General features: G+C 66.0%; 17 protein-coding genes and 1 tRNA gene. 10 read left to right on the top strand and 8 right to left on the bottom strand.

The window, feature by feature from the left end; all coding sequences use genetic code 11:
- Nucleotides 1–65 precede the first annotated feature (65 nt).
- Nucleotides 66–2,258: a methyl-accepting chemotaxis protein gene (locus ACFFJ6_RS09375; protein WP_378386793.1), complete on the top strand. Its 2,193-nt coding sequence runs from the start codon at nucleotides 66–68 to the stop codon at nucleotides 2,256–2,258.
- A 166-nt stretch (nucleotides 2,259–2,424) separates the two neighbouring features.
- Here the strand turns inward: ACFFJ6_RS09375 and ACFFJ6_RS09370 are convergent.
- A tRNA-Ser gene (locus ACFFJ6_RS09370) sits at nucleotides 2,425–2,514 on the bottom strand.
- 189 nt (nucleotides 2,515–2,703) lie between these two features.
- Nucleotides 2,704–3,831: an ROK family protein gene (locus ACFFJ6_RS09365; RefSeq protein WP_378386791.1), complete on the bottom strand. Its 1,128-nt coding sequence runs from the start codon at nucleotides 3,829–3,831 to the stop codon at nucleotides 2,704–2,706.
- A 330-nt stretch (nucleotides 3,832–4,161) separates the two neighbouring features.
- Between ACFFJ6_RS09365 and rplU the strand changes: the two genes are divergently transcribed.
- The 5 genes from rplU to ACFFJ6_RS09340 all read left to right on the top strand — a co-directional run bounded on the left by rplU (nucleotide 4,162) and on the right by ACFFJ6_RS09340 (nucleotide 6,333).
- Complete coding sequence (rplU, locus tag ACFFJ6_RS09360) at nucleotides 4,162–4,548, top strand: 50S ribosomal protein L21 (protein ID WP_378386789.1); 387 nt, start codon at nucleotides 4,162–4,164, stop codon at nucleotides 4,546–4,548.
- A gap of 87 nt (nucleotides 4,549–4,635) precedes the next feature.
- Nucleotides 4,636–4,905, top strand: a complete 270-nt coding sequence (gene rpmA, locus ACFFJ6_RS09355; RefSeq protein ID WP_011439148.1) for a 50S ribosomal protein L27 — start codon at nucleotides 4,636–4,638, stop codon at nucleotides 4,903–4,905.
- Nucleotides 4,906–5,032: 127 nt separating this feature from the next.
- Nucleotides 5,033–5,626, top strand: coding sequence for a GNAT family N-acetyltransferase (locus tag ACFFJ6_RS09350; RefSeq protein WP_378386786.1), 594 nt, complete (start codon nucleotides 5,033–5,035; stop codon nucleotides 5,624–5,626).
- 185 nt (nucleotides 5,627–5,811) lie between these two features.
- Entirely contained in the window at nucleotides 5,812–6,003 is a 192-nt protein-coding gene (locus ACFFJ6_RS09345; RefSeq protein ID WP_378386783.1) for a hypothetical protein, read from the top strand.
- Between the two features lie 162 nt (nucleotides 6,004–6,165).
- Complete coding sequence (locus tag ACFFJ6_RS09340) at nucleotides 6,166–6,333, top strand: hypothetical protein (protein ID WP_378386781.1); 168 nt, start codon at nucleotides 6,166–6,168, stop codon at nucleotides 6,331–6,333.
- A gap of 5 nt (nucleotides 6,334–6,338) precedes the next feature.
- Here the strand turns inward: ACFFJ6_RS09340 and ACFFJ6_RS09335 are convergent, their stop codons facing one another.
- Entirely contained in the window at nucleotides 6,339–7,256 is a 918-nt protein-coding gene (locus ACFFJ6_RS09335; RefSeq protein WP_378386779.1) for a DMT family transporter, read from the bottom strand.
- A 158-nt stretch (nucleotides 7,257–7,414) separates the two neighbouring features.
- Here ACFFJ6_RS09335 and obgE point away from each other — a divergent pair, with 158 nt between their 5' ends.
- Together obgE and ACFFJ6_RS09325 are read left to right on the top strand one after the other, a co-directional pair.
- On the top strand, nucleotides 7,415–8,476 hold the full coding sequence (gene obgE, locus ACFFJ6_RS09330) for a GTPase ObgE (protein ID WP_378386777.1): 1,062 nt from the start codon (nucleotides 7,415–7,417) through the stop codon (nucleotides 8,474–8,476).
- Nucleotides 8,477–8,645: 169 nt separating this feature from the next.
- A complete protein-coding gene (locus tag ACFFJ6_RS09325) occupies nucleotides 8,646–9,821 on the top strand; it encodes a glycosyltransferase family 2 protein (protein WP_378386775.1) in 1,176 nt (391 codons plus the stop codon).
- On the opposite strand, the gene ACFFJ6_RS09320 is transcribed toward ACFFJ6_RS09325, so the two are convergent.
- From ACFFJ6_RS09320 to ACFFJ6_RS09310, 3 genes are read right to left on the bottom strand one after another with little or no spacing between them, the layout of a single operon-like run.
- The gene (locus ACFFJ6_RS09320) at nucleotides 9,754–10,335 is read right to left on the bottom strand and encodes a class I SAM-dependent DNA methyltransferase (RefSeq protein ID WP_378386772.1); all 582 of its coding nucleotides are present in this window, start codon (nucleotides 10,333–10,335) and stop codon (nucleotides 9,754–9,756) included. The two genes, ACFFJ6_RS09325 and ACFFJ6_RS09320, sit on opposite strands and share 68 nt — an antisense overlap.
- Complete coding sequence (locus ACFFJ6_RS09315) at nucleotides 10,332–11,072, bottom strand: PIG-L deacetylase family protein (RefSeq protein ID WP_378386770.1); 741 nt, start codon at nucleotides 11,070–11,072, stop codon at nucleotides 10,332–10,334. The genes ACFFJ6_RS09320 and ACFFJ6_RS09315 overlap by 4 nt, the downstream gene beginning before the upstream one ends.
- Nucleotides 11,073–12,155 (bottom strand): acyl-CoA dehydrogenase family protein, encoded by a 1,083-nt coding sequence (locus ACFFJ6_RS09310; RefSeq protein WP_378386767.1) that lies wholly within the window; start codon nucleotides 12,153–12,155, stop codon nucleotides 11,073–11,075. It abuts the gene before it with no gap.
- Nucleotides 12,156–12,636: 481 nt separating this feature from the next.
- Between ACFFJ6_RS09310 and proB the strand changes: the two genes are divergently transcribed.
- Nucleotides 12,637–13,767 carry a glutamate 5-kinase gene (proB, locus tag ACFFJ6_RS09305; protein ID WP_378386765.1) on the top strand — a complete coding sequence of 377 codons (1,131 nt, stop codon included), beginning with the start codon at nucleotides 12,637–12,639 and terminating at the stop codon, nucleotides 13,765–13,767.
- Between the two features lie 3 nt (nucleotides 13,768–13,770).
- Here proB and ACFFJ6_RS09300 read toward each other — a convergent pair whose 3' ends face one another.
- Both ACFFJ6_RS09300 and ACFFJ6_RS09295 read right to left on the bottom strand, forming a co-directional pair.
- A complete protein-coding gene (locus ACFFJ6_RS09300) occupies nucleotides 13,771–14,067 on the bottom strand; it encodes a type II toxin-antitoxin system RelE/ParE family toxin (protein WP_378386762.1) in 297 nt (98 codons plus the stop codon).
- Nucleotides 14,057–14,314: a type II toxin-antitoxin system ParD family antitoxin gene (locus tag ACFFJ6_RS09295; protein ID WP_378386760.1), complete on the bottom strand. Its 258-nt coding sequence runs from the start codon at nucleotides 14,312–14,314 to the stop codon at nucleotides 14,057–14,059. Before ACFFJ6_RS09295 ends, ACFFJ6_RS09300 begins: the two co-directional genes overlap by 11 nt.
- A gap of 117 nt (nucleotides 14,315–14,431) precedes the next feature.
- On the opposite strand from ACFFJ6_RS09295, the gene ACFFJ6_RS09290 reads away from it, so the two are divergent.
- Nucleotides 14,432–15,724 (top strand): glutamate-5-semialdehyde dehydrogenase, encoded by a 1,293-nt coding sequence (locus ACFFJ6_RS09290; RefSeq protein ID WP_378386757.1) that lies wholly within the window; start codon nucleotides 14,432–14,434, stop codon nucleotides 15,722–15,724.
- The last annotated feature ends 3 nt before the right edge of the window (nucleotides 15,725–15,727 follow it).

The following is a 15,727-nucleotide window of genomic DNA, read 5'->3' as shown; positions in this document are numbered from 1 at the left end:
CCAGTAATGAAATTCATATCCACTTTAGTGCTTGTCCCTAGGTTCCTTCTGACCAGGAGGACTTCATGGCACTCTCGTTTCAATCCATTCGAAAACTGCAAATCAAGATCGCGCTCATCGCGGGACTTTGTCTCGCCGGTGCAAGCCTCGTCCTCATCGTGCTCAGCGTGCTGTTCGCGCAGAATTCGCATCGTTACGTGAGCACCGAGGTGATGCGATTGGTTGATAGTCAGACCAAGGAATTATTGTTGAACCGAGGTGCCGCAGAGGCCAATGCGATCAAGGCCGAACTCGATGTCGGGCTGGATTCAGCGCGAAATATGGCGCATGCCTTCGAGGTCCTCGCCGACGACAAGAACGGCGGGACCCCCATTGCGGAGCGGCGTGTTCAGCTCAATGCCATTCTTCGCAACACGCTCGAACAGAACCCGTCGTTCAACGGGACCTATTCGGCGTGGTTGCCCAACGCTCTCGACGGCGACGATGCGAACTTCAAGAGCCGGCGGGAATTCGGCTCGGACCAGACCGGACGATTTCTTCCCTATTGGACCCGCGGCGTCGGCGGCTCCATCGCCGTGCAGCCGCTGGTCGAGTACGACAGCAAGGAACAGCACCCGAACGGTCTGGTGAAAGGCGCCTGGTTCATCAACCCTCAGACAAAAGGCAAGGAAAACATCTTGGGCCCCCTGCCCTACATCGTGCAGGGCAAGGCCGTCTTCCTCGCCACTCTTTCGGTTCCGATCAAGGTCGGCGGCCGGTTCGTCGGTGTCGCCGGCGCCGACTACAATCTCGACTTCGTTCAGAAGCTGGCCAAGCAGATCAACGGCTCGTTGTTCGGTGGCAAGGGCAAGGTTGCCATCCTCAACGACACGGGCCTGATCGTGGCGAACAGTGCGGATCAGGAGTCGATCGGAAAGAGCGCAGCCGGCACCAACCCGCGCTGGGTGGACGCCTCGGCGATGGTGAAGGACGGCAAAGGCCAAGTGCTGGACGATCCGAAATGGGATGATATCGAGGTCTATTCGCCGATCTCATTCGGGCAGACTGGCACCCTCTGGTCGGTGGTGATCTCGGTGCCCCGCGGCGTCGTGCTGGAGTCCGCGCATCAACTCGACGATGCACTGAGCGGCAAGTCGAGCGCGGCGATCTATTGGCAGGTCGGCGGAGGCCTCATCGTCTTGGTGGTCGCAATCATGGTGATCACATTCGCCGCTCGCAGCATCGCCCGTCCCATCGGTGACTGCGCGAGTTTCGCAAACGGCATCGCCAAGGGCGATCTCAACCAAAAGCTGGCGATCGAGCAGGCGGACGAGGTCGGAATTCTCGCGTCTTCGCTTCGAACCATGCAGGCGGAGCTCAAGCGGAGTATCGCAGAACGCGCGGACGCCCAAGCCGCCGCGGACGCCGAACGCCGTCGTGCGATGAACGAGATGGCGGACAACTTCGAAGCAGCTGTCGGCCGCATCGTCCAAAGCGTATCGACGGCTTCGGGCGAACTCGAGAATTCCGCAAGCGCGCTCGCGGTCACGGCGGACCACTCGAAGCAACTGACGTCGCGCGTCAGAGCCGCTTCCGAAGAAGCTTCCACCAACGTTCAATCGGTTGCGTCGGCGACCGAGGAATTGTCCTCGTCGGTGAACGAGATCAGCCGACAGGTGCAGAACTCGGCCCGCATGGCCAACGAAGCCGTCAATCAGGCTCGCGTGACGAACGATCGCGTGGGTGAGTTGACCAAGGCCGCCTCGCGGATCGGTGACGTCGTGGAGCTCATCAATACCATTGCGGGCCAGACCAATCTTCTCGCTCTCAATGCCACGATCGAGGCGGCGCGGGCCGGAGAGGCAGGCCGCGGCTTTGCGGTGGTCGCTTCCGAGGTCAAGGCGCTTGCCGAACAGACCTCCAAAGCGACCGGCGACATCGGACAGCAGATCGCCGGCATCCAGAGCGCGACGCAGGAGTCGGTCGGAGCGATCAAGGAGATCAGCGGTACGATCGAAAAGCTGTCCGAAATCGCCTCCACGATTGCGTCCGCCGTCGAGGAGCAGGGAGCGGCAACCCAGGAGATTTCCCGCAACGTGATGCAGGCAGCCGAAGGCACCCAACAGGTCTCCAGCAACATTAACAATGTCGAACGGGGCGCGACCGAAACAGGGTCCGCCTCGGCGCAGGTGCTGTCGGCCGCAAAGACTCTGTCCGGAGATAGTGGCCTGCTAAGAAACGAGGTCGACAAGTTCCTGAGAACGGTTCGAGCCTCGTAAAGGAGGTCAGCGGGCGGCCTTCGCGGGCCGCCCGCGCCATCTCGCCTGAGGGTCGGAGGGCGTCCCATCGCATTGTACGGCTCGCCAAACATGCGGCTACGCCAACCGCCCGCGAGCGATTGAGAGAAACTTGATTTCTAGGGCTTTCCCGGGACGTCAGAAAAACTGGCGGAGAGGGGGGGATTCGAACCCCCGATAGGCTTGCACCTATGCCGCATTTCGAGTGCGGTACAATCAACCACTCTGCCACCTCTCCGCGGCGCCGTTACCGGGCCTTGCGGCCCGTGGTGGTCGGCGGTGTTCTTAAGCGAGCCGGGCCAGATAAACAAGCCGGGCGATGGGGCTTTGCCGCAAAACTGTCGGCGAATGCCGGGCCGCCGCATTGGCCCCGCCCGGGGCGGCGGCGACGCGCCGCCCCCGTGCCGTCGCCGCGACGTGCGCCGCCTCAGTCGTCCTTGTCCTTGCGGTCCTTGTCCTTCTCCTTCGGCTTGTCCTTCTTGGCCTTCTCTTTCGGCTTGCGGTTGGTGAAGCGGGCGTTGCCGAGGCCGGTGCCGATGGTCAGGACGCCCCAGCGGGTGAAGTCCTGCATGAACGGAACTTCGCTGAGCCCCTGCGCCACGCCGTCGTTGTGCATCAGGATCGCGGTATCATGGTCTCCGATGGTTGGGATGCCGTCGATCAGGCTGCGCGGCAGATGGAATTTGCTGCTTTCCCAATTGCCCGGCAGGTTTTGGGCGCCCTTCTCGATGCTGCCGTCGTCATTGATGACGCCCGGACAGGAAATGCCGATGAACGGCGCCAGCTTGAAGCCCTCCTTCTCGGCATCGGCGATCAGGTCCTTGAGCATCTTGGTCAGGCGCTTGACGGCGCCTTCGCGGGTCGGCTCGTCGTCGGCATGGCGCCATAGGTCGGACTTCCAGACCGAGGCCTTGGACAGATCCTTGGCCTTCTTCCAGCTGGTCTCGACCACGCCGCAGCGGATATTGGAGCCGCCGATATCGACCGCCAGGATGCTGTCGTGGCCTTCGAAGATCCATGACGGCGCCAGATGCAGGCAGCCGATCAGGCCGGCCTCGTCCGGATGGTGCCGGATCGGCACCAGATCGATCTTGAAGCCCTCGGCCTTGAGCAGAATGTCGGTGCGGGCGATCGCCAGCTCGCCGACCCGGCTCTGGCGGAAGCCGCCGCCGACCACGATGCATTCGGTATCGGTCCAGGCCTTGCTCTTGAGGAAGCGCCGGGTGACGTAGGCCAGCTCCTGGGCAAATTCCTCGATCGCGCCGTGCACCAGCGCGGCGGCGGCGACGTCGTCGCCGACCAGCAGCTCGTCGAGCGTGCTCTTGCTGATGTCCTTGGTGTCTTTCTTGCCGAGTGGATCGTCGCCGTTCTTCTTCAGCGGCTTGCGGGAGGCGTCCAGGATGCGCTGGAAGGCGCCCTTGGAGGCGCGGTCGCCGAGAAAGCCGTCCTCGTCCTTGAGCTCGATGTTGTAGGTGTCGACGTCGACCGACGGCAGCCGGGCGGAGCCGTGGGCGGCGATGCCGGCGGTCGTGGTGGTTAGCGTGTCCTCAGCCATTCGTCATTCCCCCGTGTGAAGCCGGGTGACAACCGCGAGGGAACCGGTTGGTTGCACTGCCCCGGGACATCGCGGCGCCGGCTTGTGCTTGACGCGATTCGGGTTTTTGGCGCTTTCGCCTTGACGGGCGGCGACCGGCCGCTATAAGTCGTGCACCCGGCGTGGGCAGGTCCCGCGCCGAATTGCTTTGTGCGCCCGTGCCGAAGCCCCGATAGAGGGCGAAGCCTTCCGCACAGATTCGGCGGCCCATGAGGTCGCTACCCACAACGACTGACCAAAAAGCCGGCCCGGCTCGACCGAGGCTGGGATCGAACACGAAGGATGAAAACGATGTTCGCAGTCATCAAAACCGGCGGCCGGCAGTACCGCGTCGTTCCGGAAGATGTGCTCGAAGTAGGCAAGATCGAAGGCGAAGTCGGCACCATCGTGCAGCTCGGCGAAGTGCTGGTGCTGGGCGGTGACACGCCGGTGCTCGGCGCCCCCACCGTGGCCGGCGCGACCGTCGCCGCCGAGGTGCTGGACCACAAGCGCGGCCCGAAGGTGATTTCCTTCAAGAAGCGCCGCCGCAAGAATTCGAAGCGCAAGCGCGGCTACCGCGACGAGATCACGGTGCTTCGCATCACCGAGATCCTGGCCGACGGCAAGAAGCCCACGGTCGGTCCCCGCCCGAAGCGCGCCAAGGCCGAAACCGCTCCGGCAGCCGAAGCCGCCGAATAAGCGGCGACGCTCGGCAGCTTTGTCAAATCAGTGGATGATTCCGTCGCGGAAATCGTCTAGGTAGAATTCGGATTTTGGAGACGAGCTATGGCTCATAAAAAGGCAGGCGGTTCATCGCGCAACGGGCGTGATTCTGCGGGCAAGCGCCTCGGGATCAAGGCCTATGGCGGCGAACACGTGATTCCCGGCAACATCATCGCGCGTCAGCGCGGCACCACCTGGCACCCCGGCCTCAACGTCGGCATGGGCACGGATCACACCTTGTTCGCCAAGGTGGAAGGCCGCGTCGAATTCCGCGCCAAAGCCAACGGCCGTACCTTCGTATCGGTTCTTCCGATTGCGCAGGCGGCCGAATAGACGGTGGACAAACAAGCGTCCGCCGGGTCCTGACAAACCGGCGGAGCACCAAGGGCTCCAGGGGAGGCGGGACAACCGACCTCCCCTTTCGTTTGCGTCCGTTTGATCGATGCATCAGGAGCCCGCGATGTTGCAGGAAATCCCGACACCCACACCCGTGTTGCGCGAGGCGAGACCTTGCGTCCTTGAGACCGAGCGGCTGACGCTGCGCAAGCCGGCTCTCGCGGACGTTAAGGCCATTGCTCGCCTCGCGAACGATCGCCGGGTCGCCGAGATGACCCGCCGGCTGCCGCATCCCTATACGCGCGACGACGCCGCGCGCTTCGTCACCTCGCTGGGCCAGGACCACGAGACGGTGTTCCTGATCGAAGCCGATTTCGAGCCGGTCGGGATGGTCGGCGTCGACTGGTGCAATCGCGAGGCGCCGGAGCTCGGCTACTGGCTCGGCATCGAGCATTGGGGCAACGGCTACGCCACCGAGGCGGCGCGCGCGGTGATCGATCTGACCTTCGAGGAATATCCGGTCAAGCAGATGATCTCCGCCGCGCGGGTGATCAATCCGGCGTCGCGCAACGTGCTCGAGAAGTGCGGCTTCCAATGGACCGGCGTCGAGCTGCACCGGATGGAAGCGATCGGCTCATCGACCCCGGTCGACTGCTTCCGCCTGACTCGCGGCGTGTGGTCGTCGCTGAAGAGCTGGGGCAAGACCCGGCGCAGCTGACCACGACATAGACTTCGTCCTACATACTTGTACGGCCGGGCCCAGCCCGGCCGTTTTGCTGTGATGCTCGCAAATCGCCGCATCTCGGCCAGTAATGCTTAACCAGGCCATCGCGCGCTGGTGCCTTCCCGAGTACGCAGGCGCGGAGCGGTCGCTTAGCACGGACGTCCACACAGGAGTTCGACATGCTGACCCACCGCTACATCCAGGCCGTTCTGTCCCGCGACCTCACCGACGACGTCAATCACGCCGACAATGCCGCGGAGATCACCGCCGCCGAGATGAAAGAACGTGCCGCACGCGCCGACGAACATCGCGAGCGCGCCGAGCAGCTCAGCTTCCGCTTCGTCGATCTCGACCGCCGCTTCGGCATCTGACGCAGCAACGGCGGGGCCTCGTACCCCGCCGAGGCCGTGTTTGCAGACGTTTAACCAGCCCACTCGTCTCATCGTCCGTCACGCCGGACACACTCGAATTTAATGCATCTGGTGTAGTTCGAAGCCCCGCCCTTCAAAGACCTGCCCCAGCAGGAGGCTTACATGTCCGATCCGATCGAACAGACTGCCGCCCCTCAGGTGCCCGAGGATTTCCGCCGGGATCTCGACGCGTTCGAAGCGCTGGAGCGCCAGCTGCTGTCGGACGAGCGCCGCGAGCGCGCCCGCAAGCTCGCCGAGCGCTTCGCCGGCCTGAAGCTGACCATCGCATAGTCGGCTCAGATCTTCGCATCCGCAGATTTGGCGACGGCCAGACTGCGGTCGCGCAGCGCCAGGAACAGTCCCGCGCCGATGATCACCGCGCCGCCGATCACCGTCGGCAGCGTCGGCACGTCGCCGAACACCAGCCAGCCGAACGCCGCCGCGAAGATGATCATCGTGTACTGATAGGGCACCACCACGCTCGCCGGCGCGAGGCTGAGCGAGCGGTTGACGCAGAGCAGCGCCACCGCCGAGACGATGCCGGCCAGCCCGAACCACAACCAGTCCACCGGCGCCGGTGTCATCCAGCCGGACGGCGCCATCAGCGCTACGCCGAGCAGCGCCGTGCCAACGAACTGCTGCGAGGCCAGCACCATCGCGGGCGTCTGGCGCAGGAATCGCGTGATCAGCAGCAGCGCGGCGAACAGCACGCTGGCCAGGATGGCGATCAGCGCCGACCAGGTCATGGTCTGCGGCGACGGCTGCAGCGCGATCAGCACGCCGCCGAAGCCGATCACGATCACCACCGCCCGCGTCCGGTCGATCCGCTCGCCGAGAAACAGCGCGGCGCCGACCGACACGAACAAAGCCGACGCCAGATAGAAGGTGATGACGTCGGCGAGCGGCAGATAGATCGTGGCGATGAAGAATGCCGCGACTTCGCAGGCCGCGATCAGCGTCCGCAGCATCTGCAGGCCGGGCCGCTCCAGCCGCCGGAAGGCCGCACGCTGTCGCCAGATCAGCGGCGCCAGCACGATCAGCCCGGCGATCGCGCGCAGCAGCAGCAACTCGCCGACCGGATAGGTCGCCACCACCTTCTTGCCGAGCGCATCGCCGAACGAAAACGCCAGCATCGCCAGCAGCATCAGGGCGATCCCGGCGCCATGCGCACCGTGGTCGTCGGGACCGGTGGACAATTTTCGCAACAACCCCATATCGGACCGGTACCCTTTGCGGAGCCGGCGGACGGCTCGGCAGGCGCTTATCGCCAGCGCGGCAGGCCCGCGCAAGGCTGACGGATGGGACCGAACGGCGCGCTTTGCCCCATCACTGCTGTTGCCGCGCCCCCTCCCGGTGCGATACGGATGGCCCCATGAAATTCCTCGATGAAGCCAAGGTTTACATCCGCTCCGGCGACGGCGGGAACGGCTGCGTGGCGTTCCGCCGCGAGAAGTTCATCGAGTTCGGTGGACCGAACGGCGGCAATGGCGGCCGCGGCGGCGACGTCATCGTCGAGGCGGCCGACGGGCTCAACACGCTGATCGACTATCGCTATCAGCAGCACTTCAAGGCCCAGAAGGGCGTCAACGGCATGGGCAGCGACCGCCATGGCGCCAACGGCAAAAACGTCGTGCTGAAGGTCCCGGTCGGTACCCAGATCTTCGACGAGGACAAGGAAACGCTGATCCACGACTTCACCAAGGTCGGGGAGCGCTTCGTGCTGGCCGAGGGCGGCAATGGCGGCTTCGGCAACGCGCACTTCAAATCGTCGACCAACCGCGCGCCGCGCCACGCCAATCCGGGTCTGCCCGGCGAGGAACGCTGGATCTGGCTCCGGCTGAAGCTGATTGCAGATGCCGGGCTGGTCGGCCTGCCGAACGCGGGCAAATCGACCTTCCTGTCCAAGGTCAGCGCCGCCAAGCCGAAGATCGCCGACTATCCGTTCACCACCCTGCATCCGCAGCTCGGCGTGGTGAATGCCGACGGCCGCGAATTCGTGCTGGCGGACATTCCCGGCCTGATCGAGGGCGCCCATGAGGGCGCCGGCCTCGGCGACCGTTTCCTCGGCCACGTCGAGCGCTGCAGGGTGCTGCTGCATCTGATCGACGCCACCTGCGAGCACGCCGGCAAGGCCTACAAGACCGTGCGCGGCGAACTCGAAGCCTATGCGGAGACGCTGGCCGACAAGATCGAGATCGTGGCGCTGAACAAGATCGATGCGGTCGAGCCGGACGAGCTGAAGAAGCAGAAGGACCGGCTGAAGCGCGCCGCCAAGAAGACGCCGCTGCTGATCTCCGGCATTACCGGGCAGGGCGTGCCCGAGGCCTTGCGCGGGCTCGCCGCCGTGATCGGCGAAGCGCCGGTGTCCGACAAGGCGAAGGGCGCCGCCGAGAACGCGGCCGATGCCAAGCCCTGGGCGCCGCAGGACGCCTGATCGGCACAGCCGTCTCACCGGCATCCGGCGGCGCTGAGGCGACCAATCAGCAGCAGCCACGCCGCGCGCGGCGGAACGGAATCGCGCACCATCACTTTCCCACAGCGACGGCGTGAATCGCCTTGCGCCGCAACCGGGTGATGGAAGCGTATCAGTGGGTGAGGTATCGATGACGGCCGACCGCAGTTTCAGTGCCGGCCGCGCCATTGTGGCTATCCCCGCACACAACGAAGCCCAACGCATCCGCCGCTGCCTGTCCGCGCTGGCGATGCAGCGCGACGAAGCCGGCGCTCCGGTCCGCACCGGCGCATTCGAAATTCTGATCTTCGCCAATAATTGCACAGACGACACCGCAGCGGTCGTCCGCGACTTCGCCGCCCTGGTGCCGCATCCGGTCGTGGTGATCGAGTCGCAATTGCCGCCGGATCAGCTCTCCGCCGGCCGCGCCCGCAAGCAGGCGATGGACCTCGCGGCGGCGCGCCTGATCGAGCGCGGCGCCGCGGACGGCCTGATCCTGACCACCGATGCCGACAGCTGCGTATCGCCGACCTGGTTCGCCGCAACGCTGCGCGAGATGCAGAGCGGCGTCGATAGCGTCGCCGGCTACATCGACGCCGAGCCGCTGGAAATCGTCGGCCTCGGCAGCGCCTTCCTGGCCCGCGGGCGGTTGGAAGACACGTATTTGCGATTGCTCGCCGAGATCGACGCCCGCTGCGACCCGCGCCCGCATGATCCGTGGCCGAACCATCGGGTGTCGTCCGGCGCAAGCCTGGCGCTGACGCTCGCTTCCTATCAGGCGATCGGCGGCCTGCCGCCGCGTCCGGTCGGCGAAGATTCCGCGCTGACGGCTGCGCTCGAGCGCGCCGGCTTCAAGGTGCGCCATTCGATGGCAGTGTCGGTGATGACGTCGTGTCGGCTCGACGGCCGCGCGCAGGGCGGCGCGGCCGATACCATGCGGCTGCGGCACGAACAGACCGACGCGCCGTGCGACGACGATCTCGAACCCGCCCTGCAGGCGACGCGGCGTTCGATCTATCGCGGTCATCTGCGGCGTCTGCTGGCCGAACCGCCGGCACATCGCGATCTGCCGCGTGGCTGGCAGGTGTCGAAGGAGACGATGCGACTGCTGGCGGAGCCCGGCATCGCGTTCGAGGAAGCCTGGCTACGGATCAGCCGCGACAGCCCGGCCTTGCAGCGCGGCGCGCCGCTTCGACCGTCCGATTTGCCGCGGCAGATCGCGGTCGCCAGGTTGATCTTGCGCCAGCTTCGGCTGCGGGTCAGCGCGCCGACAATCGCTCCAGCCGATACACCTCGTCGTTCGCGATGGCTCGAACCGGCAGCCTAGCCGCCACCGCCTCGGCAAACTGATCGCTGGATTCGAGCCCGGTCAGCGGATAATCGGTTTCGCCGAGCCAATGGCACAGGATGATCTCGCCGTCTGGCAGCAGTGCGTCGATGCACTGCTGCGCCACGCGTACCAGGTCAGGCGTCGCGAAGTAGTACAGGACCTCCGACAGCAAGATCAGATCGAATGGCCCGGACGGAAACTGCTGCGGCAGTGTTGCGACCTCGAACGTGACGTTGGCAGGCACACCGCCCGCACGCGCCGCCTCGATCGCGGTTTGCGATGCGTCGATGGCGAGCAGCTTGTCGCAGCGCGGCGCGAGCTTGGCCGTCAACACGCCGATCGAACAGCCGACTTCCAGCGCCGAGGCGAACCGCGGATGGCCGAGCGCCGCCAGCGTCGACTGATACTTCTCTCGTTCGTAGTCGCTGCTGCGAAATCGCCACGGATCGATGTCGGCACGGTATTTCTGCTCGAAATAGTCGGCCGCGATCGTCTCGGTCCGGCGGCTCATAGCGTGACCTTCAAATAGTACTCGTAAGGGCCAACGAACGGCGCCAGGGTCTGGTCGGTGAAGCGGAAGCCATCCGGATCGTCATCGATCAGATCGGTCATCTGCGAGACGTGGGCGTCGATCGCCGCGCGCTTGCGGACCTGCTGCGCCGAAATGTCGAGCCGCAGTCCCACGGGTGACGGCCGGTTCAGCGGCTCGGCCGGATCGAGATGCCAGCCCCAGATCGGAAACGCCCACAGCGCGATCTCCGGGTGCTGCCGGCAAACCGCCTCGGCGATACGCGCCGTCGCTTGATGATCGCAATGCGGATCGCCGTCCCACGTCACCAGCAGAGATCTGGCTGACGCATGAGCGCAGATCGCTGCGATCGCATCGACGGCGGCATCGAACGGCGGTCCTTGGGTCGGCGCCTGGGTGTCGGGCAATCCGAGATGATGAACGTGCTCGGGCGGCAGTCCAAGCAATTGGGCGGCCCGTTCGAGCTCTGAGCGTCGCAGTTCGATCAGACGTTGCCGGGGGTAGCTCGGCGAGTTCAGATGGGAAGCGCCGCCATCCGTAATCAAAACGACCTCGATGCGCTGGCCGGCGTCGCAGGCCGCGGCGATCAGACCGCCGGCGCCGAGCGATTCGTCATCGGGATGCGGCGACAGCACTACACAGGGCTCACCACCCGTGATATCAGCGAGCGAGCCGATCGGCAGGCGGCGGATCGCGTCGAGATATGCCGAGGCGAGCAATCAAAACTCTCCTACAGGCAGCGACGAAGTCAGCCACGCACGGGCCGCGTTACTCATCGCCAGATCCGGCACCGGCTGACGCAGATAGGTCGCCAGGTCGCGACAGATCCGCTCGATCGGGTCGGGCCGGATGAACGCGAGCAGGCCGACGCCGCGCTGGACGTTCTCCATGATGTCGAGCGCAGCGCGCTCGGTGACCATCCGGGTCATATTGGCGAAAGCCACAATTGCCTCCGCATCGGCGTCGCTGCCGAACCGGCGCGCGGCCTCCTCGACCCAGAACCGCACGGTGCGCGCCGCGGCGACGCAGGTGGCGACGCGCTGCAGCTGATACGGATCCTCGGCCCGGCCGCGCGATACCAAATGATGCCGAAACAATTCGACCAAGCGCTCCATCGCACCGAGATGCGCCGCGCAGAAACGCCAGGCGCCGCCCGACAGATATGGCTGGCGCATGAAGTCGCCTGCGCCGCCGACCTGTTCGTCAGGGCCGATCCGCATGCCGGTGAGGTCGATCGCGCCGGTCGCCGTCGACCGCATGCCCTGCGCGGTCCAGCCACTGAGGTCGACGGGATGATCCGGCGCGATCCGCAACAGATACATGTACTGATCGTCACCGGACTTGGCGGTGACGATGGGGCGCGTCACGAAGCCAGCGCCCGAAGCGAGGATCTTGCGCCCGCGCAATTCGTCATGGTCTACCCGACTGACGATCTTCAGCCCGGCCGCATCGTCGGCGCCCCACACGGCGGCGAAGGCGCCGTCGCGCACATCGGACGCCAGCGAGGCTTGCTGCGCCGCTGTGCCGTACCGGCAGACCAGGGCGATCGCATTGATGTGGCCTTCGATCAGCCGTGCGGTCGACAGATCGCCGGCGCCGAGCAGCCGCAGCACCGTGCACAACTCGCTCTGGCGATCGGAATCGATCAGCCCAAGGCCGCCGAGCGATTCTGGAAACGCCGCCGTGGCCAGAGCGGACCGATGGAATTCGGCCCACAGGCTCCCGTCGACCGCCGCAGTGGCGTCCGACGCCGCGGCGCATGCGAACGCCCGCGCGGCAAACGCTTCGGTGCGGGTGAGCAAAAGCTGGATGTCGGTTGGGGCTAAAATCGCTGATACTCACACTTGGATCGGACACATCGTCGAGATGTGAATGCCAGGGTGAGAGCGAAGTTCCTTTTGGGGATCGCGGCCACCAAGGCGCGCGTTCTCAGGCGCCCCCGCCCCGCTCCGTTGACGATGAACCGCCGAGCGTCTGTGGCGTGCGCTTGGCAGGCCGCAGGCCCGCTGGGTGAAGTCCCGCCGGGAAGTGCGGGATGGGCCGTTGCTGGCGAACGGCGGTGACTGGCCCTCCCGCTATTGATTTCAACTTGCCGCGCATCGTTGGACCCGGGCGACAACGGACATGCCGCGCGTCGGCAAGCGGAGGGTGGGACCATCGGATCGCTTGCGGCCGCTGACCTGCCGGCCGCTTGCCGCGGCTTGCGCCGGCCGGTGGCGTGCTGCAAAACGACGCGTTGCATCCCTCGGCGCGGCAATGCGCCAAATCCCAGATCCGTGTTCGATGGCCAGCCCGAAGCTTCATGATTTCCGCCGCATCGTCGTCAAGGTCGGCTCCTCGCTGCTGATCGACTCGAACGCCGGCGAGGTGCGGGCGGACTGGCTCGCCGCGCTCGCCGCCGACATTGCCGAGCTGCATCGCGGCGGCCGCGACGTGATGATCGTGTCGTCGGGCTCGATCGCGCTCGGCCGCAGCCGATTGAAGCTGCCGCGCGGCCCGCTCAAGCTCGAGGAGAGCCAGGCCGCCGCCGCCGTCGGCCAGATCGCGCTGGCGCGGACCTGGTCGGAGGTGCTCGGCGCCCACGACATCGGCGCCGGCCAGATCCTCGTCACCTTCCAGGACACCGAGGAGCGCCGCCGCTATCTCAACGCCCGCTCCACCATCGGCAAGCTGCTGGAATGGCGCGCGGTGCCGGTGATCAACGAGAACGACACGGTCGCCACCACCGAGATCCGCTACGGCGACAACGACCGCCTCGCGGCCCGCGTCGCCACCATGGCCAGCGCGGACCTGCTGATCCTGCTGTCGGACATCGACGGCCTCTACACCGCGCCGCCGGGCAGCAATCCGGATGCGACGCTGATTCCGGTGGTGGAATCCATCACCGCTGAGATCGAAGGCATGGCCGGCGCGGCGGGCTCCGAGCTGTCGCGCGGCGGGATGCGGACCAAGATCGAGGCCGGCAAGATCGCGACATCCGCCGGCACCCACATGCTGATCGCCTCCGGCAAGATCGACCATCCGCTGAAAGCGATCGCCGACGGCGGCCCGTGTACCTGGTTTCTGACCCCGGCCAATCCCGTGACCGCGCGAAAGCGCTGGATCGCCGGCTCGCTGGAGCCCAAGGGCACGCTGACGATCGACGCCGGCGCCGTGGTGGCGCTGCGCGCCGGCAAGAGCCTGCTGCCGGCCGGCGTAATCCGCATCGACGGTCAGTTCGCCCGCGGCGACGCGGTGATCGTCCGCGGCCCGGATACGCATGAAATCGGCCGCGGCCTCGTCGCTTACGACGCCGACGACGCCGACAGGATCAAGGGACGCTCGTCGTCCGACGTGATGATGATCCTCGGCATCACCGGCCGCGCCGAGATGATCCATCGCGACGATTTGGTGGTGGGGACGGCGCCAGGGTGACGTTTACCTGAAGTCCTCAGGGGAGATGTCCTGCCGTCCGTGCAGAACGCGAACGATAACCACGCCGTCCTTCAGGGGGAGATAGTAAAGGACGTAGCTTCCCGACGGAAAGCTGCGCAACTTCGGGGACAATTCCGGGCGCGCTCGTCCGACTAAAGGTGATTGCACCAGAACGTCAAACACCTTCTCGATGGCTTCGAGGAGGCGATCCGCAGCGTCGGCGCTATCTTCTGCGACAAAACGCCAGATCGCCGCAATATCGCGCTCGGCTTGCGGACTTTTCCGCGCCCTAGTCGCCACGTTCCGCTGCCAGCCGCCTGCGTCCCTCGGTCTTGATACGTTCGAACATGTCGCCGACCTCTTCCATCGGCCCGCTGTCCAGCCCCTTCTGGATCTCGGCCCGCAGCGTATCGAGCTTGGCTTCCCGCGCCTGCATCAGGCGAACGCTGTCGCGCAACACGTCGTCGGCCGTCTCGTAGCGGCCGCTTTCCACCAGTCTTTCGACGAATGCCGCCGAGTGCTCGTCCAGAGTGTAGTTTCCGGCCATCTGCGCCTCCCGAGAACACCCAAAGGATAGGCATCACCCGGTTTCCCCGCAACCAGCTTGGCGTACCGCCAAATTCCGCCTATTTACATGACAGACCACGGATTTCAGGCTTCGCCCATGACCGCCTCGCTCAAAGCCATCGACGGCAGCGCCGAATTGTCGACGCTGATGACCGATCTGGGACGCAGCGCCCGCGTTGCCGCCCGGGTGCTGGCGCTGGCGCCGCCGGAGCAGAAGAACCGCGCGCTGGAAGCGATGGAGCGGGCGATCCGCGCTGACGACGACAAGATCCTTGCCGCCAATGCCGAGGACGTCGCCGACGCCACGGCGTCCGGCGCCAATTCGGCGTTCCTCGACCGGCTGACTCTGACGCCCGCGCGGGTCGAGGCGATGGCCGAGGGCATTGCGGTGGTGCGCGGCATTCCCGATCCGGTCGGTACCGTGACCGAGAGCTGGCAGCGGCCCAACGGCATGACGATCGAACGCGTCCGCGTTCCGCTCGGCGTCGTCGCCGTGATCTATGAGAGCCGCCCCAACGTCACCGCCGACGCCGGCGTGCTGTGCCTGAAGTCGGGCAATGCCGTGATCCTGCGCGGTGGATCGGAGAGCTTCCGCTCCGGCCGCGCGATCCACGACTGCCTCGTGCAGGGCCTGCGCGAGGCGGGGCTGCCCGAGGCGGCGATCACGCTGGTGCCGACCCGCGATCGCGCCGCCGTCGGCCTGCTGCTGTCGGGCCTCGACGGCAACGTCGATGTGATCGTGCCGCGCGGCGGCAAGAGCCTGGTGGCGCGGGTCGAGAGCGAGGCCCGCGTCCCGGTGTTCGCGCATCTCGAAGGCGTCAACCATGTCTATGTCGATCGCAGCGCAGATCTCGACATGGCGAAATCGATCGTGCTGAACGCCAAGATGCGCCGCACCGGCGTCTGCGGCGCGGCCGAGACTCTGCTGGTCGACCGTGCCGCGGCCGCGACGCATCTGGCGCCGCTGATCACCATGCTGATCGAGTCCGGCTGTGAAGTCCGCGGCGACGATGCCGTGCAGCGGGTCGACGCCCGGGTGGCACCGGCCGCCGAGCAGGACTGGGACACCGAGTATCTCGACGCCGTGATCGCCGCCAAGCTGGTCGACGGCGTCGATGCGGCGATCGCGCATATCCATCAGCACGGCTCGCACCATACCGATGCGATCGTCGCCGAGGATGCGCAGGCAGCGGCCAAATTTCTCGCCGAGGTCGACTCCGCGATCGTGCTGCACAACGCCTCGACCCAGTTCGCCGATGGCGGCGAATTCGGCTTCGGCGCCGAGATCGGCATCGCGACCGGCAAATTCCACGCGCGCGGCCCGGTCGGCGCCGAGCAGCTCACGACCTTCAAATACCGGGTGCATGGCACCGGGCAGACCCGGCCGTGAGGC

It is taken from the genome of Rhodopseudomonas telluris, from assembly GCF_042432815.1.
GTDB classification, from domain to species: domain Bacteria; phylum Pseudomonadota; class Alphaproteobacteria; order Rhizobiales; family Xanthobacteraceae; genus Rhodopseudomonas; species Rhodopseudomonas telluris.
This window is presented reverse-complemented; position numbering and strand designations above follow the sequence as displayed.